This is a genomic window from Neglectibacter caecimuris, from assembly GCF_034335015.1.
Classification (GTDB): domain Bacteria; phylum Bacillota; class Clostridia; order Oscillospirales; family Acutalibacteraceae; genus Acutalibacter; species Acutalibacter caecimuris_A.
Genome location: NZ_JAWXXK010000001.1, coordinates 127301 through 150475, shown reverse-complemented (window position 1 = coordinate 150475; position 23175 = coordinate 127301). Strand labels below are relative to the sequence as shown.

General features: G+C 56.0%; 22 protein-coding genes. 14 read left to right on the top strand and 8 right to left on the bottom strand.

Annotation, left to right across the window (positions count from 1 at the left end; all coding sequences use genetic code 11):
- Positions 1 to 44: 44 nt before the first annotated feature.
- The 4 genes from U8T64_RS00730 to U8T64_RS00715 form a co-directional block, all read right to left on the bottom strand.
- Entirely contained in the window at positions 45 to 929 is an 885-nt protein-coding gene (locus U8T64_RS00730) for a carbohydrate ABC transporter permease (RefSeq protein ID WP_322179972.1), read from the bottom strand.
- Between the two features lie 18 nt (positions 930 to 947).
- Complete coding sequence (locus U8T64_RS00725; protein WP_322179970.1) at positions 948 to 1907, bottom strand: ABC transporter permease; 960 nt, start codon at positions 1905 to 1907, stop codon at positions 948 to 950.
- A gap of 322 nt (positions 1908 to 2229) precedes the next feature.
- On the bottom strand, positions 2230 to 3207 hold the full coding sequence (locus U8T64_RS00720; protein ID WP_322179968.1) for a uroporphyrinogen decarboxylase family protein: 978 nt from the start codon (positions 3205 to 3207) through the stop codon (positions 2230 to 2232).
- A 187-nt stretch (positions 3208 to 3394) separates the two neighbouring features.
- Positions 3395 to 3652: a hypothetical protein gene (locus U8T64_RS00715; protein WP_322179966.1), complete on the bottom strand. Its 258-nt coding sequence runs from the start codon at positions 3650 to 3652 to the stop codon at positions 3395 to 3397.
- On the opposite strand from U8T64_RS00715, the gene U8T64_RS00710 reads away from it, so the two are divergent.
- From U8T64_RS00710 to U8T64_RS00685, 6 genes are all read left to right on the top strand, one after another.
- A complete protein-coding gene (locus U8T64_RS00710; RefSeq protein WP_322179964.1) occupies positions 3632 to 4033 on the top strand; it encodes a DUF2089 domain-containing protein in 402 nt (133 codons plus the stop codon). The two genes, U8T64_RS00715 and U8T64_RS00710, sit on opposite strands and share 21 nt — an antisense overlap.
- A 1-nt stretch (position 4034) precedes the next feature.
- A complete protein-coding gene (locus U8T64_RS00705; protein WP_322179962.1) occupies positions 4035 to 4295 on the top strand; it encodes a hypothetical protein in 261 nt (86 codons plus the stop codon).
- Positions 4292 to 5536, top strand: coding sequence for a DUF4097 family beta strand repeat-containing protein (locus tag U8T64_RS00700; protein ID WP_322179961.1), 1245 nt, complete (start codon positions 4292 to 4294; stop codon positions 5534 to 5536). Before U8T64_RS00705 ends, U8T64_RS00700 begins: the two co-directional genes overlap by 4 nt.
- Positions 5537 to 5574: 38 nt before the next feature.
- Complete coding sequence (locus U8T64_RS00695) at positions 5575 to 6765, top strand: DUF4097 family beta strand repeat-containing protein (protein WP_322179959.1); 1191 nt, start codon at positions 5575 to 5577, stop codon at positions 6763 to 6765.
- A gap of 573 nt (positions 6766 to 7338) precedes the next feature.
- Positions 7339 to 8196, top strand: coding sequence for a DUF362 domain-containing protein (locus U8T64_RS00690; protein ID WP_322179957.1), 858 nt, complete (start codon positions 7339 to 7341; stop codon positions 8194 to 8196).
- Positions 8197 to 8230: 34 nt separating this feature from the next.
- Positions 8231 to 9760, top strand: coding sequence for a DUF5605 domain-containing protein (locus tag U8T64_RS00685; protein WP_322179955.1), 1530 nt, complete (start codon positions 8231 to 8233; stop codon positions 9758 to 9760).
- A 489-nt stretch (positions 9761 to 10249) separates the two neighbouring features.
- Here U8T64_RS00685 and U8T64_RS00680 read toward each other — a convergent pair whose 3' ends face one another.
- From U8T64_RS00680 to U8T64_RS00665, 4 genes are all read right to left on the bottom strand, one after another.
- Complete coding sequence (locus U8T64_RS00680) at positions 10250 to 11260, bottom strand: Gfo/Idh/MocA family protein (RefSeq protein WP_322179953.1); 1011 nt, start codon at positions 11258 to 11260, stop codon at positions 10250 to 10252.
- A complete protein-coding gene (locus U8T64_RS00675; protein ID WP_322179951.1) occupies positions 11257 to 12129 on the bottom strand; it encodes a sugar phosphate isomerase/epimerase family protein in 873 nt (290 codons plus the stop codon). The genes U8T64_RS00680 and U8T64_RS00675 overlap by 4 nt, the downstream gene beginning before the upstream one ends.
- Positions 12130 to 12132: 3 nt before the next feature.
- A complete protein-coding gene (locus tag U8T64_RS00670; protein ID WP_322179949.1) occupies positions 12133 to 13287 on the bottom strand; it encodes a Gfo/Idh/MocA family protein in 1155 nt (384 codons plus the stop codon).
- A gap of 100 nt (positions 13288 to 13387) precedes the next feature.
- Positions 13388 to 14755 (bottom strand): PepSY1/2 domain-containing protein, encoded by a 1368-nt coding sequence (locus U8T64_RS00665; protein ID WP_322179947.1) that lies wholly within the window; start codon positions 14753 to 14755, stop codon positions 13388 to 13390.
- A 188-nt stretch (positions 14756 to 14943) separates the two neighbouring features.
- Here U8T64_RS00665 and ruvC point away from each other — a divergent pair, with 188 nt between their 5' ends.
- The 8 genes from ruvC (at position 14944) to U8T64_RS00625 (ending at position 23085) form a co-directional block, all read left to right on the top strand.
- Positions 14944 to 15468 (top strand): crossover junction endodeoxyribonuclease RuvC, encoded by a 525-nt coding sequence (ruvC, locus tag U8T64_RS00660; protein ID WP_322179946.1) that lies wholly within the window; start codon positions 14944 to 14946, stop codon positions 15466 to 15468.
- Between the two features lie 60 nt (positions 15469 to 15528).
- Entirely contained in the window at positions 15529 to 16131 is a 603-nt protein-coding gene (gene ruvA, locus U8T64_RS00655) for a Holliday junction branch migration protein RuvA (RefSeq protein WP_437125988.1), read from the top strand.
- A 3-nt stretch (positions 16132 to 16134) separates the two neighbouring features.
- Entirely contained in the window at positions 16135 to 16674 is a 540-nt protein-coding gene (locus U8T64_RS00650) for an AlkZ-related protein (protein ID WP_322179942.1), read from the top strand.
- A 24-nt stretch (positions 16675 to 16698) separates the two neighbouring features.
- Positions 16699 to 17820, top strand: a complete 1122-nt coding sequence (gene ruvB / locus U8T64_RS00645; protein WP_322179940.1) for a Holliday junction branch migration DNA helicase RuvB — start codon at positions 16699 to 16701, stop codon at positions 17818 to 17820.
- A 64-nt stretch (positions 17821 to 17884) separates the two neighbouring features.
- Entirely contained in the window at positions 17885 to 19237 is a 1353-nt protein-coding gene (gene glmM / locus U8T64_RS00640) for a phosphoglucosamine mutase (protein WP_322179938.1), read from the top strand.
- 295 nt (positions 19238 to 19532) lie between these two features.
- Positions 19533 to 20414 (top strand): class I SAM-dependent methyltransferase, encoded by an 882-nt coding sequence (locus U8T64_RS00635; protein WP_322179936.1) that lies wholly within the window; start codon positions 19533 to 19535, stop codon positions 20412 to 20414.
- Positions 20415 to 20443: 29 nt separating this feature from the next.
- Positions 20444 to 22276 carry an energy-coupling factor transporter ATPase gene (locus tag U8T64_RS00630; RefSeq protein ID WP_322179934.1) on the top strand — a complete coding sequence of 611 codons (1833 nt, stop codon included), beginning with the start codon at positions 20444 to 20446 and terminating at the stop codon, positions 22274 to 22276.
- The gene (locus tag U8T64_RS00625; protein WP_322179932.1) at positions 22273 to 23085 is read left to right on the top strand and encodes an energy-coupling factor transporter transmembrane component T family protein; all 813 of its coding nucleotides are present in this window, start codon (positions 22273 to 22275) and stop codon (positions 23083 to 23085) included. Before U8T64_RS00630 ends, U8T64_RS00625 begins: the two co-directional genes overlap by 4 nt.
- The last annotated feature ends 90 nt before the right edge of the window (positions 23086 to 23175 follow it).

Here is a 23175-nt window from a genome sequence, read left to right as displayed (position 1 = left end):
AGACGGCGCAAATTTGAACCACGGTTTTGCCTCGAATTTATAGTTCAGCCCTTTACAGAGCCTACTACCAAGCCTTTTACATAGTATTTCTGCAAAAATGGGTACAACAGCACAATGGGGCCGACTGTTACAATGGCCGTAGCCATTTTCAATGACTCCGTAGGAGCGGTGGTTCCGCCGGCTATGCCCGTCATTCGCTGTAGATCCTTTATCATGGTGACCTGGGATTTCAGCTGCAGCAGAAAATACTGAATAGGATAAAGATTTTTATCGTCTACCAGCATAATGGCGTTCCACCAGTCGTTCCAATAGTTCAGGCCATAAAACAAACCCACAGTAGCCAGTGCCGGAACTGTCAGAGGGAAATAAATGCGGAAGGCGATCACCGCGTCGTTGGCGCCGTCAATGGTGGCGGATTCCCGCAGGGAATCCGGCAGCCCGCTCATGAAGTTCCTCACTAAAAAAAGATTAAAAGTATTAAATAACAGGTTCGGAACGATCAGAGCGAAGATGTTGTCCCGCAGGTGCAGCATATTGCAGATCAAATACCAGGGCACAATGCCCGCCCCGAACACCATGGGAATAAAGAAGTACATACCCAGCACATTGCGGTATTTTACATTTTTATTGGCCAGCGTGTAGGCGGCCAGGCCCGTAATGAGAATGGCGCCCAGCGTTCCCACAACAGTGACTGCAATGGAGATCAGATATCCGTGAAGAATACTTGCTCCCCGGAACATCAGCTCATAAGCTTCCGTGGAAAATTTCTGCGGGAAAAAGCTGTAGCCGTTTCGCAGAATCGTGGATTCGTCCGTAATGGATACCATAAAGGTGAGGATCATGGGAAGCAGGCAGAACAGAGCGAAGATCAGAATAAAAAGCCCAATGAAGAAGTTCGGCAGAGAAAATTTCCGTTTGATCGTTGTCATAGCTTCTACCCCCTTCCTTTAATACAGCGCGCCATCGGGGAAGAATTTCCTGGCCAGCCAGTTGGAGCCGTATACCATCACAAATCCAATGGCTGATTGGAACAGACCGATGGCGGTGGATTGCGACATATCGCCCACCTGCCGCAGCGCCCGGAACACATAGGTGTCAATGATATCCGTGGTGGGGTATAGCACCCCGTTATCTCCCACCAAAGCATAGATCATACCGAAATCGCCATACATGATCTTGCCCAGAGATAGCAGTGTCATAATGACCACCGTGGGGGCGATCAGCGGCAGGGTGATCCGGCGCAGCATCTGAAAGCGGTTGGCCCCGTCAATGGCGGCAGCTTCGTACAGCGAGGAATCGATACTGGTGATGGACGCCAGGAAAATAATGGCGTTCATGCCCGCACCCTTCCAGATCCTCATAACAACTAAAATGGCGGGCCAAACATTTGGCTCTGTATACCAGTTGATCGGCTTCATTCCCAAGGAGCGCAGGGTGGAATTGACCAGGCCGTATTGATTGGCAAACAGGCTCAGCAGAATATAGCTGACCATGACCCAGGAAATATACTGGGGAAACAGCATCACGGCCTGGGTGGTTTTCGCGAACCACCTGGAACGCAGCTCATTGAGCAGCAGAGCCAGCAGCACGGACATAAAGGTTCCGGTAAGAATGAACAGAATGTTCAGGAACATGGTGTTGAAGGTCACCCGAAACGCATTTTGCGAAGCAAAGAAGAACTGAAAGTTTTGAAGCCCGCACCAGTCGCCGTGAAAAATAATATCCCAAACAGAGCTGTTTCTGTAGTCGTAACGCTGGAAGGCCAACAGCATATAGGGGTATGCCATATAGCTGAACAGAAACACATATACGATCGCGGGCAGGGCGATCAAATAGGAAAACTTATTCTTTGAAATATCGCGCAGCAACCCGCCCTTTTTCTTTTTTATGGTTTTTTCCGACGCCATAGTTTTTCGTTTCCTCCTTATGCGGCCGGGCCTGTTCTGTGAAAAGAGAAAAGACTGCGGAACAGACGGGCCCCTTTTGCGGTGACACGTTACAGAATTCTTTTAAATACTGTAATTCATTTTTTTACGGACGTAAACAGAACGATCTGCAAAAATATTTCAAAAATTTGATATTGGGTTTTTGAAAACCGGATATCTTTTTCAAATATTCCATATTTTTTCCTAAAAAGTGGAAAAAATACGCTGAAAAACCGAACTGCGAATACTCCAAACAGTTCGGCTTTTTCCGGGGCATGAACACGCCCTGGCGATTTTTATCGGGTCAGGGCGTATTTTGCCGCCGGTCATAATTTCCATAAGTGCGCCAAAGTTCTATCATTCTTTCATAGCGTTCCAGGGGCAGGCCGGTGTAGGCGCAGTTGGAGGTGGAAAACACATAGCCTCTGCCTGTTGCCATACCCTCCCGCAGAGAGCGCATCACGTCGGCATCGCACTGCTCGTCTGTGCCGGTTTGCAGCAGGCCGCAGTTTACGTTGCCGATCAGGCAGATATTCTCTCCCACCAGCTTTCGCACCTCCGGGATCGATACGCCGCCCTGGGGATCCAGAGAGTGAATAGCGTCGGGGCCGCAGTCCGCCAGTCTACGGGCAAGGGGCATAATGTTGCCGTCCGTATGCTTGATGGTGTAATACCCCAACCGCCGGTATTCTGAGAGGACTGCCTTCAGGTAGGGAGCAATCAGCTCGTCAAATTTTTCCGGGCTGAAAAAAGGATTGGTGTTAAAGCAGTAATCCGAGCAAAGGGTGAAGCCGTCCAGCAGATGGCCCCAGCTGTCCAGCTTGTAGGCATATTCCAGCATGCTTTCCATGCGCCGCTCTGAAATCTCATTCAGCTCTTCGGGGGCTTCGTACATTTTGGCGGAGAATTCCATCATGCTTTCTCCGTCTGGAATGGCCCAGGTGGGGTCTCGGTCAATGAGCAAGCAATATTCCTGGCCGGTTTTCCCGCGTACCGCCTCCAGCAGGCGCTGAGTGTCTTCCACATTGTAGGGATTCGGGTGCAGCAGAATGGCGCTGTGGCCGTAACGGCGGGCTGTTTCTATATAAAGATCCGCCATGTCTTTGATTTGCAGCTCCCGTTCTCTGGGGCTCATCTGCTTCCACTGCGAATAACTCCGCTGGTGCGGGTGTACCTTTCCGAAAGCCTCCATGGTCAGGAAGAACACCAGCTCAAAGGTGGGTACCTGGCCGCCGATGGGCTCGCATTTCAGCGTCTTGAGAAATCTTTCCCGGTTCGTCATAAGCGTATGGCTCCTTTTGTGGTTTCTTTTTCTTCAGGATACCTTTTATCCTCCATGGGCTTCAAGCTTGAATACCGGATTTTCTCTTTCTATTTTAGCAGTTTGGGCGAGCGTACCGTGAGCTCGAGGTGAATTTGGCGGCAAATACAGGCAGGTTTCATGCCGCGAAAGCCTGAAATTAAAAAAATTAAGCGAAAATCTTAAAAAAGTTAATTTTTCTATTGACAAAGTTAATACAAGGGGTTATAATGCGGACAGAAAGCAAGAAAATATTAGATTTTTTTGAAATCCCAGGCAGGCTTTTGAGAAATACACAGGAAAAACCTCCGAAGCCCGCCGCCGAAGAGAAGTCTTTGCCCCGGCCGCCTGTGGAAGCCGGAAAAGAAAGAGGCTTTTCCCAAAACGCTTGAAAGGAGAAATCGTTATGGCAAATCAATCGTTTCACGCTCCCTCCCAATGCCCGGTATGCGGAGGCACCATGGCAGTGACCCGCCTGAAGTGCGGAAACTGCGGCACGGAGCTGACAGGCAGCTTTTCGCCCTGCCGCTTCTGCCGGCTGGAAGAGAAGCATTTGCAGTTTGTGGAAACCTTTCTGCGGTGCAGAGGGTCCATTAAAGAAGTGGAAAAGGCGCTGGGGGTCAGCTACCCCACGGTAAAGAACATGTTGGACGCCGCTTTGAACGCCCTGGGCTTTGATGAGAAGCCGGAGCTGCGGGCGCTGCGGGAGCAGGAGGAGCGCGCCGAGATCCTGTCCCGGCTTTCCAGCCGGGAGATCGATGTGGATACGGCCATCGAGGCCTTGAACCAGTTGAAGGGAGGAAAATAACATGCGCGCTGTCAATACGGCTCTGTACCGGCCTCCCTTTTGCGGGAACTGCCGGTTGCAAAGAGATGTTTTAGGAGATATGGCGTTTCAAAGAGAAACGGGAATGCTGGAAAAAGGTTTTACGGGGCTTTTGGCGCTTCTGCGGAAAGCAAAACGGTCTTTTTCGGCAAGGCCGCGGCTGATCCGGCGCCTGGGCCAGCACAGCCTGTATTTATGGCAGATAGATCCTGAAAAGGTGTGGGAAGGGAGGAATGTTCTGTGAATGAGGGAAAACAAAAGATACTGAATATGCTGGAGGCCGGGATCATCTCCCAGGAGGACGCTTACCGGCTGCTGGAGGCGCTGGGAGAAGAAACGGAGTTTCCCGAAAAGCAGCAGGCCGATGCGCCGCCGGAGCAGCGGGAGGAAAGCGGCGGGGTCCCTTCGCTGACGCTGTACCCCGAGGGAATGGAAGAGAAGCTGGAAAAAGTTTTTGCGGAGGCCGACGCACCCGAAGCGCCGCCCGCACCGGAAATACCGGAGATCCCTGAAACACCGCCCATTCCCCAAGCTTCCTCGATCCCCTTTGTCTCTGAGAGCTCCCCGGCGGAACAGACGGGGGTGGAAACGCCCCACGAATATCCGGGGCTGGGAAGCGCCATTCGTTCCCTGGACGTGGAGTGGGTGAGCGGCTCGGTGGAGGTGTTCTACGGCGAAGGCGACCAGGTCAAGGTGGCGGAATATGCCAAACGGCCTTTGTCCGATGGGGAAAAGATGGAGGTTTCCATGGTGAACGGAAGCCTGCGCATTGCCTGGAGCAAAAGCCATATCCGCTGGCCCTTTTTCAAATCCGTCGCAAAGCGGCTGGTGGTGGAGCTGCCCAAAACCGGTTCGCCTTTGGAAACCGTGGACATCGGCGTCGTATCCGCCTCGATTTCCTTAAATGGTCTGATGGCGAACAGCCTGTCCGCCCATACCGTTTCCGGAGAAATTTCAGCCTTTGGCCTGCAGGGAAGGCGGATCGGCCTTTCCAGCACCTCCGGCAGGATCGACGCCCGCGCCCTTTCCGCCGAGGAGTTGAAGCTTTCCACCGTTTCCGGAAAGCTTACCGGAGATTTTTCCGCAGTCAACGCCGGTATTTCTTCCACCTCCGGCAAAATCGAGCTGCGTGGAGACGCGGCGGGAACGCTGAAGCTTTCCTCGGTTTCCGGCTCTGTCCGGTTTGAGGGAACGGCGGGCGGAAGCGTGAAGGCGAAAACCACCTCCGGCAGCTCCTGTCTGGCCCTTGGCACAATGCCGGAGTCCCTGCAGAGCAGCAGTGTTTCCGGAAGCGTTACCCTGCTGCTTCCTGACACGGCCGAAGGCTTCTCTGCGGAGTACCACACGGTTTCCGGCGGCTTTGACTGTGACTTCCCCGTGACCGGAACCAGGGAAAAGAGATCCGGCTCCCTTCGCTGCGGCATGGGAAAAACAAGGATCGATCTTTCCACCACCTCCGGGAGCATGCGGATCGAAAAGAGCTAGAGGCCCGGATTTTTGAAGAAGGAAGAGGTGTTTTCACGATGAATGACGAACAGAGAAAAATTTTAGATATGGTGGAACAGGGGATCATCACCTCAGAGGACGCGGCCAGGCTTTTGAAGGCGCTGGACGGCGGCCCGGCGGCGCCTCAGAAGCCGGCTGCTCCACCGCCTCCCCCGGCGGCAGAGCCCGCTTCAGGATTTCATGACCTCCGAAGACTGGGCAAAGAGCTTCAGGAGGGCGCGGCGGAGGCGGCAAGGCTTGCCATGGAGGAAGCGAAAAAGGCGCTGAAGGGCTTGGGGAAAATTCAGTTTCCCACAGATTCGCAGGAGGCAGAGAATATTCTGGGGGCCAACTGGGAACAGGAGGACGAGGATTTTCGGGAGGCGCAAAATAGCCCGCTGGAATATCCCCTGATGGCGGGAGAACTGGAAAACCTGAACATTCAGTGGATCCGGGGCAATGTGGAGCTGCGCCCCACAGAGGGCGGTGAGATCAGGATCACGGAATATTCCCGCATGCCTTTGGAGGAGCGGGAAAAAACGGTGGTCACCCTGGAGGACGGCGAGCTTTCCATTGCCTGGGGAAAAGAAAAGATGCGGCAGAGCGTTCCTTATTCCAAACATCTGCTGGTGGAGCTTCCTGAAAATTGCTTCCACGGGCTGGAGGAGCTGGAGATCAAAAGCATTGCCGGCAATATTCGGCTCCAGGGTTTTTCCGCAGAGAACATCACCCTTTCCCAGGTTTCCGGCCGCATTGAGGTTTCCGAGCTCCATGCTGAGGAACTAAAGCTTTCTGCGGTATCCGGGCAGATCACGGCAAGAGACCTTCAGGCGGAGGATCTGGATGTTTCCGGAGTTTCCGGGGAAGTGGGGATTACGGGCTTCCACGCGGAGGACGCGAACCTGCGTATTGTGACCGGCTCTCTGAATGCCTTTGGAGATTGCGATGAGCTCTCGCTGGATTCTGTGTCCGGCCTTGCCTCCGTGACCCTGAACAGACTTCCGGAAGAGGCAAACGTTCACACTGTTTCCGGCCGTTCGGTCCTTTATTTACCCGATTCCGAAGATGGATTTACGGTAAATTACCACGCAAAATTCGGTGCCTTCCATTGCGATTTCCCTCTCACAGGAGAGCTGAACGCCAAGTCCGGCGAAGGCGCCTACGGGGACGGAGACGCGGAGATCGATATGAATGCCATCAGCGGCGCCGTGGAGCTGCGCCGGGCCTGACCGATTTTTTACAAGCAAGCGCAATTCAGATAATCTCCTTTTGAACCCCCAAGCCCCGGCGGAAGCTTCCGCCGGGGCTTGGGGGTTTAGATGATAGATGCTGGATAATAGATGCTGGACGGTGGTGGCACCTTCGGTGCAAGGAAGGGCAAGGGTACAAGCGTTGTAACCAATGCCCGGCTATAGTTTAGCGTCCTTAGGCTCCACTTGCGCGAGTAAGGGGAGCTGTCACGGCGAAGCCGTGACTGAGGGGATCAAAACTGGCGATTCTATCCCACTTTCTGCGTGTGACTATCCCTTCCACCGCCGTTCGGCGGTCCCCCTCCCCTTACAAAGTAAGGGGAGGCTTTCGCTCACCGCCCAGTTCCAATTTAGCGAGCACTGTAAGTAACGCTCGTGCTACTTACAGTGCTCGCACTCTTGCTCTTAAATAATTCCTCATTGCTCATTCCTAATTCCTCATTACCTTGTCGTTTCCCCCATTTTCTTCTTGACTTACAGTGGGCTTTAAGCTGTATAATAATGGCAGAAAAACCGGCGGAGCGCCGGAACAAAAGGAAAAGAGGAGTCAGTATGGCAAAGGTTTATTTTACGAAGGAGATCACACCCGAAGCGGTGATCCGCCTGTATGACGCGCTGGGGACAGAACTGCCCGGCAAGGTGGCGGTGAAGGTGCATTCCGGCGAGGTGGGGAACCAGAACTTTATCCGCGCCGATTTCATGAAGCCCATGGTGGACAAGGTACACGGCACCATTGTGGAGTGCAATACCGCCTATGAAGGCAAGCGCAACACCACCGAAGCCCACTGGGAAACCATGAAGCTCCACGGCTGGACGGAGATCGCCCCGGTGGATATTCTGGACGAGGAAGGCGATTTTGAGCTGCCTGTCCACGGCGGCAGGTGTATTGACAAAAACTTTGTGGGCGGCCACATGAAGCAGTACGATTCTCTGCTGGTGCTGTCCCATTTTAAGGGCCATCCTATGGGCGGCTTTGGCGGCGCGCTGAAGAATATCTCCATCGGCCTTGCCTCCTCCCACGGTAAGGCCTATATCCACGGCGCGGGAAAGCCGGAGGAGATGTGGAGCGCCAGTCACGATTCCTTCCTGGAATCCATGGCGGACGCGGCCAAGACCATTGTGGAATATTTCGGCGAGAAAATCGCCTTCGTAAACGTGATGAAAAATATGTCGGTAGACTGCGACTGCTGCGCGGTGGCGGAGGATCCCGCCATTGGGGATATTGGCATTCTCGCTTCTCTCGATCCGGTGGCGCTGGATCAGGCCTGCCTGGATCTGGTCTATGCCAGCGACGACCCCGGCAAGCCCCATTTGCTGGAGCGTATTGAATCCCGCCATGGCGTTTATACCGTGGAGGTGGCGGAAAGCATTGGCATGGGCAGCCGGAAGTATGAGCTTGTGGAGCTGTAAGCTCTGAAATTCGGAAAGAAGTGGAGGCTTTCGTATGGAAAAAACAGTGGAGCGCTGGGGCATGCTGGAGCTGGAGGCGCATGGCCCGAAGGAAGGAAATCCTTTTACAGAACGGCAGCTTACCGCCGTGTTTCGGGGGAAAAACGAGGAAGTAAGGGTTTCCGGCTTCTATGATGGAGAAGGAGTGTACAAGGTTCGTTTCATGCCGTCCTTTGAGGGGGAATACACCTATGAGACCAGCGGGAATTTCCCGGGGGCTCAAACAGCGGGAAGCTTTCTTGTTACGCCTGCGTCCAAGGGAAACCACGGTCCCATGCGGGTGGTGAACACCTACCATTTTGCCTATGAAGACGCCACGCCCTATTATTCTGTGGGAACCACCTGCTATGCCTGGGCCCACCAGCCGGAGGAGGTTCACCGGCAGACGCTGGAGGAGCTTTCCAAGGGGTATTTCAACAAAATGCGCTTCTGCGTATTCCCAAAGCACTACATTCACAATTTCCGGGACCCGGAAACCTTTCCCTATGAGGGCACGCCGGTGGACAACTCCGGTCTCAGCGAAGAAACCTTCACCTACGAGGCGAATCTTTCCGGAAACAGCTGGGACTTTACCCGCTTTTTCCCGGAGCATTTCCGCCGGATCGAGCGCTGTATTCTGGAGCTTCAGGAGCGGGGGATCGAGGCCGACCTCATCGTGATGCACCCCTATGACCGCTGGGGCTTCTCCCAAATGACAAGGGAGCAGGACGACCTGTACTGGCGCTATGTGATCGCCCGGTTCTCCGCTTACCGGAACGTGTGGTGGAGCCTTGCCAACGAATATGACCTGCTTCGCACCAAAACGCTGGAGGATTGGGAGCATTACGCCGCCCTGCTCTGTGAACTGGATCCTTACCGCCACCTGCGGGGCATTCACAACTGTATCAGTTTTTACGACCACAGCCGTCCCTGGATCACCCATTGCAGCCTGCAGCGGCAGGATCTGTACCGCCATGTGGAATATACGGACGAGTACCGCACCCGCTGGGGGAAGCCTGTTGTGTGGGACGAAATTTCCTATGAAGGCAATCTTGATATGGGCTGGGGCAATATTTCCGGGCAAGAGCTGACCCGCCGGTTCTGGGAGGCCGCCATGCGGGGCGGCTATGCCGGGCACGGAGAAACCTTTGTGGATCCTGAGCACGATATTCTTTGGTGGAGCCACGGAGGCCCTCTGCACGGGGAAAGCCCCGCACGAATCCGTTTTCTCCACCAAATTCTGAAGGAAACGCCGGGCTATGGGCTGCGCCGGGGCCAGGGCTCCTTTGACGAAACAGTGGGCGTACCGGATTCCCCCGGCTTCCTGATGGAAGGCGCCGGCGGCTATGAGATCCATTATTACGGCTTCGGCAGACCCTCCTTCCGGGATTTTATCAAGCCGGAGGGAAAGTGGCAGGCCGAGATCATCGACACCTGGGAAATGACCGTCACCGACGCCGGCGTGCACAGCGGTAAATTCCGTGTTGCGCTGCCGGGAAAGGAATACATGGCGATCCGCTTAAAGAAATTAGCAATTAGTAATTAGAAGTTAGAAGGTCAAGGACATAGTTCGATAAATTATAGTTTAGCAGAAAGCTCCCTTTTGTCATTCTGAGGAACGAAGAATCTCGTCCTTCATTTCCTGAATAGAAGGGAAAAGGGCGAGATTCTTCACTTCGTTCAGAATGACAGGAGAAAAATAAGCGGTACGCCGCAAATTCCAATTTGTCTGCTTGCTAATGGTCGGGTCAGTAATTAACTTCCTGTACCAAGCAGCTTCACGAGTGGGCGCAGCGGTACGCTGCAAATTCCAATTTATCTGCCTAGCTGCGGTCAGGCCGGAAACTTACCTCCCGCACCTAGCAGCTTTACGAGTGCCTGCGGTGCAACCGCCTAATTTATCTCTCAGTCCCTGCCCTTCCTTGATTGCGCCGAAGGCGCCACCACCGTCTAGCTTCTAGTATCCAGCATCTAAATGAAACAGGCTGCCGCAAAACTCACAGTTTGCGGCAGCTCCTTCTTTTCAGCAACACTCTTATAGTAAAACTTCCCTGTGCTCCCGGGCGGAGCGGTAGGCCGCCAGCATCAGCTCCACGGTATCGGCTACGCCGGGGATATCGTTTCGGAAGGGGGTCTCTTCCAAAACGGCATGGTAAAAATCCGCGATGCACAGGCTGTGGCTTTGTCCCCAGTAGGCTTTTCCGGTAATAGGGGAAAGAGGCTCAGGAAGCCGGTGGAATTCCCTGCCGCCGTTTTTCCAAAGCAGGGTGACCTCCTGCTCCTCCATGCGAACGGTAGCGTTTTCGCAGACCAATTCCACCAGCACCGGGGAATCGGTACAGTGGGCGGTGGTGGCGAAAAATACTGCCGGGCTCCCGCCGAAATCGATAGATGCCTCGAAGGCGTCCTCCACCTCAATGACGTTTTTCAAGTGGTGGTTCGTCATCGTGGCGTCTACCGAAACGGCCCGGCCTAAAAACTGCCCCAAAAGGTCCAGCGTGTGAATAGACTGGTTGATCAGCACCCCGCCGCCCTCGGTTTCCAGGCTGCCCCGCCAGCCGCTTTCCGTGTAATAGGAAGCGTCCCTGTGCCAGGTGACAAAGGCCCTGCCGCCCAGGAGCTTCCCCAATTTTCCGGAAGCGAGAAGCTCCTTCAGCAGCCCCACGCCGGGGTTATAACGGTTTTGAAAGCAAACGCCCACCCGCGTTTTTTCACCCAGCTCTTGAAATTCCTTCCACTGGGTTTCGTTTATCACGGGGGGCTTTTCCGTAAAGACCGCAATGCCCCGCTCCGCCGCCAGCTTTGCCATGGGGGTATGCAGCACATGAGGGGTGCAGATATGAAGCACCTCCGGGCGTTCCCGCTCTAAAAGCTCCTCCAGCGAAGAATAAGCGGCTCCGCCGTAGGCGCCTGCCAAGGCCTCCGCCCGCTCCGGGCGAATATCGCAGGAGGCCAGAAGCTCCGCCGTGTCCTGCTCATGCAGGACGGCGGCGTGTACCTGGGCAATGCCGCCGCAGCCGACAATGGCGCATTTCAGCCGCTTCATACCATCAGCTCCTTTGCTTCGGGAATTTCCGATAAAAGCTCCCGCAGGGCGGTAAGAGCCAGCTTCCAGGCGCTTTTTCCGTCCAGCGTGGAGTTTCTTTGCTTCGCCTCCTGCTCCAGGGCCGCAAGGCCCGTAAAATCGGTAAGGTGGGGCTCCAGGGAAAGGAAGCCCCGCCAGCCGCTGTGCAAAAGCTCGGTAAGAAGGGCCTTTACCTGCCCGTTTCCCTGCCCGGCGGGGACGATTTTTCTCTCCGCGCGCAAAGCATCTTTGATATGAACATATTCTATGTAAGGAAAGAGGCTGTCAAAGGCGGCGCGCGTGTCCTGGCCCACCTCTACAAAATTGGCAAAATCAAATACCGCCTTGAAGTGGGAACCGGAAAAGGCTTGCAGCAGTTCCAGGCAGCGGGGGGCGGTATCGCCGTAAATACCCTTTTCATTTTCATGGAGCAGCACGGAATCCCACCGGGCCGCTTCCTCGATCATGGCGTGAATTTGCTCGAACACCTTTTCCCGGAATTCCTCCGGGGCCTTCCCGGCGGGAAGGTAAAAGCTGAACATGCGCAGATAAGGGGCGTTCAGCTCCTTCTGGATCTCCAGGGTGCGCTTCAGCTTTTCCAGGTGGGCGGAAAAATTGTCCTCTATGGAAATTTTGCCGATGGGCGAGCCGATGGAGGAAACGGAAACGCCGAAGGCCGAAAGCTTTTCCTTTACCTCCCGCAGTTTTTCGGGGGAAAGCTCGGAAACATTGACGCCATCGATCCCCCGGGGCTCTATGTAGGAAAGGCCGAATTCCCGGATAGCGGCAAGCTGCTCGTCAAATACCGGGGAGATCTCATCGGAAAATCCGGATAATGCCAGTTTTTTCATTCTTTAATACGTACCTTCCGTGGAGAAGGTGATCTCCTTTCCCTCTTTTTTCCGGGAGTTTTCCCGGCGCTTTGTGAGCTCCCTGAGGAACAGCTCCTCGTCAAAGGGGATCTCCACCGGCCTGTGAAGCCAGCTGGAAAGGTGCATGGCATTGGAAAGTGTCAGTCCCCGCAGGCCTTCTCTGCCCTCGGCCACCAGGGGAGTTCCGTGAAGGATCTTTCCCGCAAAGGCGTTCAGCACCCCAACATGCTGGGGATTTTCCCCATCGGTTTCCACGGTGAATTCCTCCCATGCCGGCTTGGCGAAGCCCTCCCCGGAGGTTTTGCAGAAGTCCCGCTCGTCGGTGTTCAGCTTCCAGAAGGTGAGGGTATCGTTTTCGCACACCAGTTTCCCCCTGGTGCCGGTCACCTCAAAACGGTTGGTGCCGGGCGCATCTCCAGTGGTGGTGACAAACACGCCGGTGGCGCCGTTTTCAAATTCCAGATAGGCGGTCACGTCGTCCTCCACCTCGATATCGTGCCATTTTCCCTCCTGGCAAAAGGCCTGCACGGTTTTGGGCAGGCCGCAGATCCACTGCAAAAGATCCAGCTGGTGAGGGCACTGGTTTAAGAGCACGCCGCCGCCCTCGCCGTCCCAGGTGGCCCGCCAGTCGCCGGAATCATAATAGATCTGGGTGCGGTACCAGTCGGTGATGATCCAGTTCACCCGTTTCAGCTTTCCCAGCTCTCCGCCCTGTACCAGCTCATGCATTTTGCGGTACAGGCAGTTGGTGCGCTGATTGAACATCATGGCAAAGACCCTGCCGCTTTCCTCCGCGGCCCGGTTCATTTCCCTGACCGCCTTGGTGTAGACCCCCGCCGGCTTTTCGCACAGCACATGCAGCCCCTTTTGAAAGGCCTCCTGCGCCAGCACTGGGTGCTGGTAATGGGGGGTGGCGATCAGCACCGCGTCGCACAGGCCGCTTTCGATCAGCTCCGAGCCCTCGGTAAAAACCGGGGTGCCCTCCGGCAGTGTCTTTTTGGCCCATGCCCGGCGCTCCTCCCGGCGGTCCGCCGCCGCGGCGACCTCGATCTCAGGGGTTTTCCCCGCCAGAATATTTTGGATATGTCCGCTTCCCATGTTTCCTATGCCGATCATGCCCAGCTTGACTTTTTCCATATGCCCGCCTCCTGCCGTTGTTTTCCTCATTTTACCAGAACCCGCGGGGAAAAACAAGCCGCCGGGCATTGTTTTCCCGACAGCTTATAAAAAGAAATATTCACATGGCCAAAATTCCGTGGTCGTCCTTTTGCAGCAGATAAAGCTGCTCCTCCAGGCCTGTTTCTCCGTTGATATAGACCAGAAACTCGCGTCCGTTTTCGGCAGTGCAACGAAATTCCCAGCACAGCAGCTCTTCTAAGCCGGGAGAGGGGATCACCGCCGGCTGCGCGCTTTCCACGGTCAGCCTGGGGCTGAGGTTTTCAGCGGCTTGCTCCTTGGAAAGGGCGGGGCGGGAGAGCTCCCGCTCCCGGCGGTTCATCAGGTAGCCGGAAGCGTCGTATTCCACCATGCCGCCCTCCTGCAGCTCTATGGTGACCTTGACAAGATCCGGGTAACAGACGATTTCCTCCGCGGAGTCGGAGCCTTCTCCGGAAAAGCGGGCGGTTCCGGCAAAGTTGATAGTACACAGGTTATCGCTGCTCACGTAATACGTTTCCCGGAACTCGGAGATCCCCAGCTCCTTCAGCATGCGGCAGGCTTCTGTCAGCGCGTCGGTGTAGTCCAGCCTCGCTTCGGAAATGGGCCCTGCTTTTTTGAAATAAGCGATTTGACCGCCGGCTTTTGTCACGGTGACGTGAGCTTCCCTCCCGGAGAAGGAAAACACGGGCAGCTGGGACCCGCCCTCTCCCTGAGGCTCCAGCTCGTCCGGGGAGCAGTGAAGAAATTCGGCGGCTTTTCGGGCGGCCTCCTGTTCGTCAATTTCCGGCATGCCTTCTAAAAACAGCGGAGTCCGGCGCTGGATATGGTCGGAAAAAGGACCGTCGTACAGCAGGGCCGGGAACTGGGCGAAGGCCTCCGACGCCTCATCGAATTCATCGGAAAACAACGGCTGGTCAGCTGGCGCTTCCACATTGCGCAGCAGGCTTTTGAACCGGCCGAGAGAAATTCCCTCCGTGTCGATCCTGGCCTGGGTCTTTTGCAATGCCTCGGAAAGAGTTTCCGCGTATTCCTCCAGCACGGAGAGAATTTCCAGGTCGCTTTCTTCCTGGCTCCGCCCCGCCGCGGCATGGCGGGAAAGGGAAAGGGCGTAGCTTCCTGTTTGAGAGAAAAACTGGCTGATCCGTTCCGTTTTTTCCTGGGGGAAGGGAAGGATTGCCATAGCACTTTTTGCCCCGCTGCTCTGCTCCAGCAGTTCGGCGGACACCGCATTCTGCATGGTGGGCGTGTTGACATAAGGGGCTTTTTGCAGCACAGACCGCATGGCGGTCACGTGATCCGTCAGGTCTCCCAGAGCCCGGCGGTAGGAATATTCCAGCTCCGTCCGGCTGGAGGCCAGGGCATAGCCCGCGTCCGCCCAAAGCCCGCATAGGGTAAGAAAAACTGCCGACAGCAGTGTAAAGGCTCTGATTTTGCCTCGCTTTCGCATGAAGCAGGCCTCCTTTATCCAAAAATAAGATTGAAATTAGCCTTTGCTGAAATCGGGCTAACATACACGGGATTTTTTCCTTTGAAAATTCACGGTGCGTTCAAAATATTTTATCTGTTCAAATCCCCGGTTTTATGGTATACTTTCCCTTGTATCTGCGAAATCATCGGGAACAGGGGGGAAGCGGCTTGCGTATCCTGGGGATCGACCCTGGCTATGCCATCGTGGGCTATGGCGTGATCGAAGCGAAAAACGGTCTGTACCGCCCAGTGGAATACGGTGCCGTCACTACCCGTGCCGGGGATGATTTTGGCCTGCGCTTAACGGAAATTTATGAGGGTATGACTGAGCTGCTTGCTCTGCATAAGCCCCAGGCCGCTTCCGTGGAAAAGCTGTATTTTACCAATAACAAAACCACCGGCATCGGTGTGGCGGAGGCAAGGGGCGTGATCCTTCTGGCCCTTTCCCAGGCAGGGGTTCCTCTGTTTGAATACACGCCCATGCAGGTAAAGCAGGGGGTAACGGGGTACGGCAAGGCCCTGAAGCCCCAGGTGCAGGAAATGACCCGGCGGCTTTTGAAGCTGCCCTCGATCCCCAAACCGGACGACACGGCCGACGCCTTGGCGCTGGCCATCTGCCACGGCCAGGCGGCAGGCTCTGCCCTGCGCCGCGGCCTGCTGGAAAAGGCAAGAAAGCCGGGAAAAGTGATTTGAAGGATCAGGAAGAAAAAACGCTTTTGAAAGCGCGCGGTGAACAAGGAGCGTGAGGAAACCATGTTTTACAGTCTGACAGGAAGGGTTGCTCATACGGAGCCGGGACTGGCGGTGATCGATGTGGGGGGCGTGGCGTTTAAATGCTTTACCTCTATGAACACCCTGCGAAATCTGCCCCGGCTGGGAGAAAACGCCACCCTGTATACCCATTTGAATGTGCGGGAGGACGCGCTGGATCTTTTCGGGTTCCTCACCCAGGGGGAATTAAACTGCTTTAAGCTGTTAACGGGTATCAGCGGTGTGGGCCCCAAGGTGGGCATTGCCATTTTGTCCGAGCTTACTCCGGAAAACGTGGCCCTTGCGGCGGCTGCGGGAGATTCCAAGCGCTTTACCAAGGCAAGCGGCGTTGGGCCAAAGCTGGCCCAGCGCATTGTGCTGGAATTAAAGGACAAGGTAAAAAGCCTGTCCGCTTCCGGCCTCAATATGGAGGAACTGCAGGCAGGAGGCCCTTCCGCCTCCGGCAGCGCGGCTCAAGCGGTGGAGGCCCTTGTGACCCTGGGCTATTCCCCCTCGGATGCCGCCGCCGCCGTGGGCAGGCTGGATTCCGCCCTGCCTCCGGAGGAGCTGATCCGCCTGGCGCTGAAGTCCTTCGGGAGCAGATAGCCTATGAACAGCTTGCAGGCGTGGCTTACGGAAAACGGGATCTTACTGTGCAATACCAACCCCCTGCTGCCCGCCCTGGAGGATATCGGCTGTACCTGGCAGGACGTGACGGAGCTGATCGACAGTCATGGGCTCTTTTACTCCAAGGCGTTTCAGGGGCGCACCACCTATCTTTCCCCGGAGGCCTATTACCTTTTGAAGCGGCTCCGGCGGCAAAGGCCTCTGACGGAACCGGCCAAAAAGCTTCTGGCGCTGCTCAGAGAAAACCCGGGTTCTGAAACGGAGCTTTTGAAGGAGCTGTCCGCCCTGCCGGGGAAAGAATACCAAAAGGGCTTTGAGCTTTTGTTGAAGAATTTGTACGTCACCGCCCTGAGAAACGGCCGGTATCTTCAGGAAAACTGGTCGTCCTTCCTGTATGGAACGGCAGAGCAGTGGGAAAAGGACGCGCCGAACCGGTATGGCTGTGAAGCTCCCAGGGAACGGCTGTGGAAGCTTTTGTCCGCCGTGATGACGGAAAAGCAGTTTCTCTCATTCATCAAATAAAAAGCGTGAAAGGAGGAAGGCTCCATGATCGAAAAAACCAGCGGGCAAGCCACGGAGTACGGGATCGATTGGGATTCCCAGGACGACCTGGACCTGGAAAACCGCTTGACGGAAACCGGCTACACCCCGGAGGACAGAGAAGTGGAAAACCCGCTGCGCCCTCGAACGTTTTCGGAATATATCGGGCAGGAAAAAGCCAAGGAAAACCTGAAAATTTATATTGAGGCGGCCAAAAGCCGGAAGGAGACCCTGGATCATGTGCTGCTGTACGGCCCTCCGGGCCTGGGCAAAACCACTCTGGCGGGGATCGTGGCCAACGAAATGGGGGTCAACCTGCGCATTACCAGCGGCCCGGCCATTGAAAAGCCGGGGGATCTGGCGGCGCTGCTGACAAATCTCAGCCCCGGCGATGTGCTGTTTATCGACGAGGTGCACCGCCTGCCCCGCACGGTGGAGGAGATACTGTACCCCGCCATGGAGGACTTTGCCCTGGATATTATCACCGGCAAGGGGCAAATGGCCGCTTCCTATCATCTGCCCTTGCCGAAATTCACCCTGGTGGGGGCCACCACCAGGGCGGGCCAGCTTTCCGCCCCCTTGCGGGACCGCTTCGGAGTGGTGCTCCGGCTGGAGCTGTATTCCCCGGCGGAGCTTTCCAAGATCGTCCTGCGAAGCGCTGGAATTTTACAGGCGGAGATCGAAGCCGACGCGGCGCTGGAGATCGCTTCCCGTTCCCGGGGCACGCCCCGAATCGCCAACCGCCTCTTAAAGAGGGTACGGGATTTTGCCGAGGTCATGAGCGGCGGGGTGATTACCCTGAACACGGCCCGCATTGCTTTAGACAGAATGGAGATCGATGAGCTGGGCCTGGACCAGAGCGACCGGAACATGCTTTCCGCCATTATCAAAAACTACGGCGGCGGCCCGGTGGGGCTGGAGACCCTGGCGGCGGCCATCGGAGAAGAGGCCGTCACCATCGAGGACGTAAACGAGCCCTATCTCATGCAGATAGGCTTTCTGACCCGCACCCCCCGGGGGCGCTGCGCCACCCCGGCGGCCTATCTCCATTTGGGGCTGCCCGTGCCGGGCAGGCTTCGGGAAAGTGGGGCAGCCGATCAGTTGAGCTTAAACGATCGGCTTTCGTAAGCTCAGAAAAATCGTTTTTGTAAACGCGGCAGATAGTTTTATATCTTAAAAGGAGAGATCGAGTATGGGCAGACTATTCGGAACAGACGGAATCAGAGGGATCGCGAACAAGGATTTGACCTGTGAGCTGGCCACACAGCTGGGCAGGGCGGCAGCCTGCGTGCTGACTAACAAATCGAACCGGCACCCCAAGGTGCTCATCGGTAAGGACACCCGGCTTTCCTCTGACATGCTGGAAACCGCCATGGCGGCGGGCTTGTGCAGCATCGGGGCCAGCGTGGTGACTCTGGGCGTGGTGCCCACTCCGGCTGTGGCTTATCTGGTAGAAAAATACAAGGCGGACGCGGGGGTGATGATCTCCGCCTCCCACAATTCCTATGAATACAACGGCATCAAGATCTTCTCCGGAGACGGGTTCAAGCTGCCGGACGACCTGGAGGAGCGCATTGAAGATATCATTCTCGGGAAATCCGATATTTCCGGGGAATTCCCGGAGGAGGACGGCATCGGCACCGTCAGCCAGGCGGAGAACGCTGTGCGGGATTACATTGACCATGTGAAAAATTCCGTTCACTTTTCCTTAGACGGCCTGAAGATCGCCATCGATACCGCCAACGGCTCCGCCAGCGCCACGGCGGAAACGCTGTTTACCGAGCTGGGGGCTGAAGTCACTATGCTGAATGACAAGCCCGACGGCATCAACGTAAACCGGGATTGCGGCTCCACCCACATGGAGGGCCTCATCGAATATGTAAAGGCCCACGAAGTGGACGCCGGCGTGGCCTTCGACGGCGACGCCGACCGCTGCCTGATGGTGGACGAACAGGGCAATTTTATTGACGGCGATTTTATGATGGCCATCTGCGCCATGGATATGAAGAGCCGGGGAAAGCTTTCCAAAAACACGGTGGTAGGCACTATTATGACCAATATGGGCTTTCAGCGGTTCTGTGAGGAAAACGGCATGAGTTTTGAGGCCACCAAGGTGGGCGACCGCTATGTGCTGGAGGAAATGCGCCTGAGCGGCTACAATTTCGGCGGCGAGCAGAGCGGCCATGTGATCTTCCGGGATTTTGCCACCACCGGTGACGGCCAGCTGACCGCCTGCCAGCTTTTGAGCCTGCTGCGCAGGAGAGAGGGTAAGCTTTCTTCTCTGGCTACCCTGATGCAGCGGTTCCCCCAGACCATTGTGAACCTGCAGGTTTCCCCTGAAGGGAAGCTGGCGTTCTACACCGACCACAAGGTGCGGGCCGCCATCGACAAGGTGACGGAAACCCTGGGCAAGGACGGGCGGATCATTGTGCGCCCCTCCGGCACTGAGCCGCTGCTCCGCGTGATGGTGGAGGGCCAGGACGAGGCGCTGATTCAGAAGCTGGCAAACGATGTGGCGGAAGTGATCAAGGCGGAGCTTTGCTGAAGGAATTGTTAGTCAGGAGTAGTTAGTTGTTAGAGAAGGGCGCCTTTTCTTGTCATTCTGAGGGAAAGGGAAAAAGAACGAGATCCTTCACTTCGTTCAGGATGACTGGCAGGGAAGTTCAGGATGACTGGCAGGGAAGTTCAGGATGACTGGCAGGGAAGTTCAGGATGACTGGCAGGGAAGTTCAGGATGACAGGCAGGAAAGCTCAAGACGACAGAGAGGGAAGCCTGCTGAATGCACCGATTACTACTTCCAGAAATTGGCATCTAACATCTGAAAAAACGGTGATGAACTATGAGAACAGCCAAATGGCAGGATTATGAATTGCTTGATACGGTGGACGGAGAACGGCTGGAGCGGTGGGGGGAGATCCTGCTGATCCGGCCGGACCCGCAGATCATCTGGTCCGGGGAAAAGCAGGATCCCCGCTGGCGCTCGGCCCATGCCCGGTATCGCCGTTCCAGCTCCGGCGGGGGAAGCTGGGAAGCATATCAAAAGCTGCCCGACGTCTGGAAGATCCACTGGCAGGGCCTGACCTTCCGCTTAAAGCCCATGGGCTTTAAGCATACGGGGATTTTCCCGGAGCAGGCGGTGAACTGGGATTTCGCTATGGAGCGGATCCGGGCCGCGAAGGCTGAGAATAGTGGCCGGCCCATCAAGGTGCTGAATCTTTTCGGCTATACCGGGGCGGCCACCCTGGCCTGTATGCGGGCGGGAGCCGCCGTGACCCATGTGGACGCCTCCAAGGGCATGGTGCAGTGGGCAAAGGAAAATGCCGAGGTCTCCGGCCTCAGTGACCGGCCCGTGCGCTGGCTGGTGGACGACTGCGTGAAATTTGTCCAGCGGGAGCAGCGCAGAGGGAACACCTATGATGGCATTATCATGGACCCGCCCTCCTATGGAAGAGGCCCCGGCGGAGAGGTGTGGAAGCTGGAGGAACAGCTTTACTCCCTGGTGGAAATGTGCTTGCCCATTCTTTCGGAGCGCGCCCTGTTCTTTTTGCTCAATTCCTACACCACCGGCCTTTCTCCGGCGGTGATGGAGTATCTTTTGGGCACGCTTCTTCAAAAGAAGCTGGGCGGGCAGGTTTCCTCCGATGAGATCGGCCTGCCGGTAACGAGCACCGGCCTGGTGCTGCCCTGCGGCAGTACGGCGATTTGGGAAAGTAGTTATTAGTTGTTAGTCGTTAGCTGTTAGAAAGGATTTTGGACGGATCGAAAGGGAAGGAGATGCAGATGGCCCTGCTGGATTTGAAGGAAGTCCGGTTTTCCTATGAGCCGGAGGCTGTGGAGCCAAAAGAGGCTTTGCGCGGCGTGACATTACAAATAGAGCAGGGAGAATTTGTGGCCCTGCTGGGACATAACGGCTGCGGCAAGTCTACCGTGGCGAAGCTCTTAAACGGCATGCTTGTGCCCACCTCCGGCAAGGTGCTGGTAGATGGCATCGATACCGCTGAGGAGGCCCGCCAGCTGGAGGTGCGCCGCCGGGTGGGGTTGGTGCAGCAGAACCCCGATAACCAGCTGGTTGCCGGTGTGGTGGAGGAGGACGTTGCCTTCGGCCCGGAAAACCTGGGCATTCCGCCTTTGGAGATCCGCGAAAGAGTGGACGCGGCTTTGCGGGCCGTGGATATGTACGAATACCGGGAGAGTGCGCCCCACAAGCTTTCCGGCGGACAGAAGCAGCGGGTGGCCATTGCGGGGATCATTGCCATGGAAACCGCCTGTATCGTGCTGGACGAGCCTACCGCCATGCTGGATCCCAGAGGCCGTGGGGAGGTCATGGAGACCATCAAGCGCTTGAATCGGGAAAAAGGGATCACCATTGTGCTTATCACCCATTATATGGAGGAAGCGGTTCAGGCCGGGCGAGTGGTGGTCATGGATCAGGGCGCGGTCTTGACAGACGGTTCTCCGGAAGAGGTGTTCGGCAAGGTGGAGTTTTTGAAGCGCCATGGGTTGGACGTACCCCAGGCCACGGAACTGGTATACCGGCTTTCCACCGCAGGCGCGAAGCTTTCGGGTATGCCGTTGGGCACGGAGCGTTGTGTGGAGCTGTTTCGGCGGTATCGGGAACAGAATGCCGCCGAAGTGGAGCTTTCAAAACAAGAGTCTCCCTCCGTATTCCAAAAACCTTCCAGGGAGGGTGGCAAAACAGTTCTGGAAACAAAGGAATTAACGTATGAATACGGGGCCGGCACGCCCTTTCGGAAAACGGCGCTGGATCATGCGTCCATCTCCATCCGGCAGGGGGAATTTCTGGGTGTGATCGGTCATACCGGCAGCGGAAAATCCACTTTGATCCAGCTTCTGAACGGCCTTTTGAAACCCACCGCCGGTCAGGTCATTTTGGAGGGCCGGGATATTTGGGCAGAGCCCAAAAAAATACGGGACGTGCGGTTTCAGGTGGGCATGGTGTTCCAGTACCCGGAATATCAGCTGTTTGAAGAGACCGTGCTGAAGGATATCATGTTCGGGCCGAAAAACATGGGCCTTTCCGAGGAGCAGGCAAAGGCCAGAGCGCTGGAGGCCGCGCGGTTTACCGGGCTTTCCGAGGAGCTTCTGGAAAAATCCCCCTTTGAGCTTTCCGGCGGAGAAAAGCGCCGGGCGGCCATTGCCGGGGTGATCGCCATGGACCCGGACGTGCTGGTTCTGGACGAGCCCACCGCCGGGCTGGATCCCAGGGGCAGAGACGTGCTGCTTTCCCAGATCAGCCAGTATCATAAGGAGCGGCACAATACCGTGCTGCTGGTTTCCCACAGCATGGAGGATATCGGCCGCACAGCAGACCGGCTGCTGGTAATGAACCGGGGGCAGGTGGTGCTGCTGGAGGATACCCGCACGGTATTTTCCCAGGGCGAAAAGCTGGAGCAGATCGGCCTTCGGGTGCCGCAGATCACCAGGATCATGCAGGAGCTGGAGGCCATGGGCTATCCGGCTGATCCTGCCACCCTCACGGTGGACGAGGCCCTAAAGCAGCTGCTGCCTGTTTTTCAGGGCGGTAGGACGCAGCCCGTGCAGAAAGGAGGGCCTTCCGTATGATTTCCGATATTACTCTGGGCCAGTATTTTCCCGCACCCTCTGTAATGCACCGAATGGATCCCCGGCTGAAGCTGTGTCTTACGGTGTTTTCCATTGTTCTCATTTTTGTTTCGCGAAATTTCTTTTCTCTGGCCGCGGCGGTGCTGTATATCTTTTTGGGGATCGCTTTTTCCAAAATCCCCCCGAAAATGTACCTGAAAAGCCTGAAGCCCATTTTGATTTTGCTGGTGTTTACCGCTGTGCTGAATATCTTTTACGGCACGGGAGAGCCCCTGGTGCAGTGGGGCTGGCTGAAGATCACAAAAGCCGGGATCCTGAACAGCGTTTTCATTTCCCTGCGGATCGTGCTGCTGATCCTGGCAAGCTCCGTGCTGACCTTTACCACCTCTCCCACCCAGCTGACGGACGCCATTGAACGGCTGTTAAAGCCCCTCTCAAAGCTGCGGGTGCCCGTGCATGAATTCGCCATGATGATGACCATTGCCCTGCGCTTTGTTCCCACTCTGCTGGAGGAAACGGAAAAGATCATGAGCGCCCAGAAGGCCAGAGGGGCCGATATGGAAAGCGGCGGCGTGATCCAGCGCATCAAGGCGCTGGTGCCGGTGCTGATCCCCCTGTTCGTTTCCGCCTTCCGCCGGGCCTACGACCTGGCCACCGCCATGGAAAGCCGCTGCTATCACGGCGGAGAGGGCCGGACAAAAATGAAGATCCTGAAATTCGGAAGAGGAGACTGGCTTTCCCTCTGCTCTGCCGTTTTGGCCCTGGGAATTTTCCTCACGCTGAACCTGCTGTTTCCAAAAGTGATCTAGCCGCCAAATAAAAAGCTTGTCCTTCTCTAACAACTAACGACTAACAACTAACAACTAACAACTGATATGGGGGTGCTCCTGTGGAGGCCT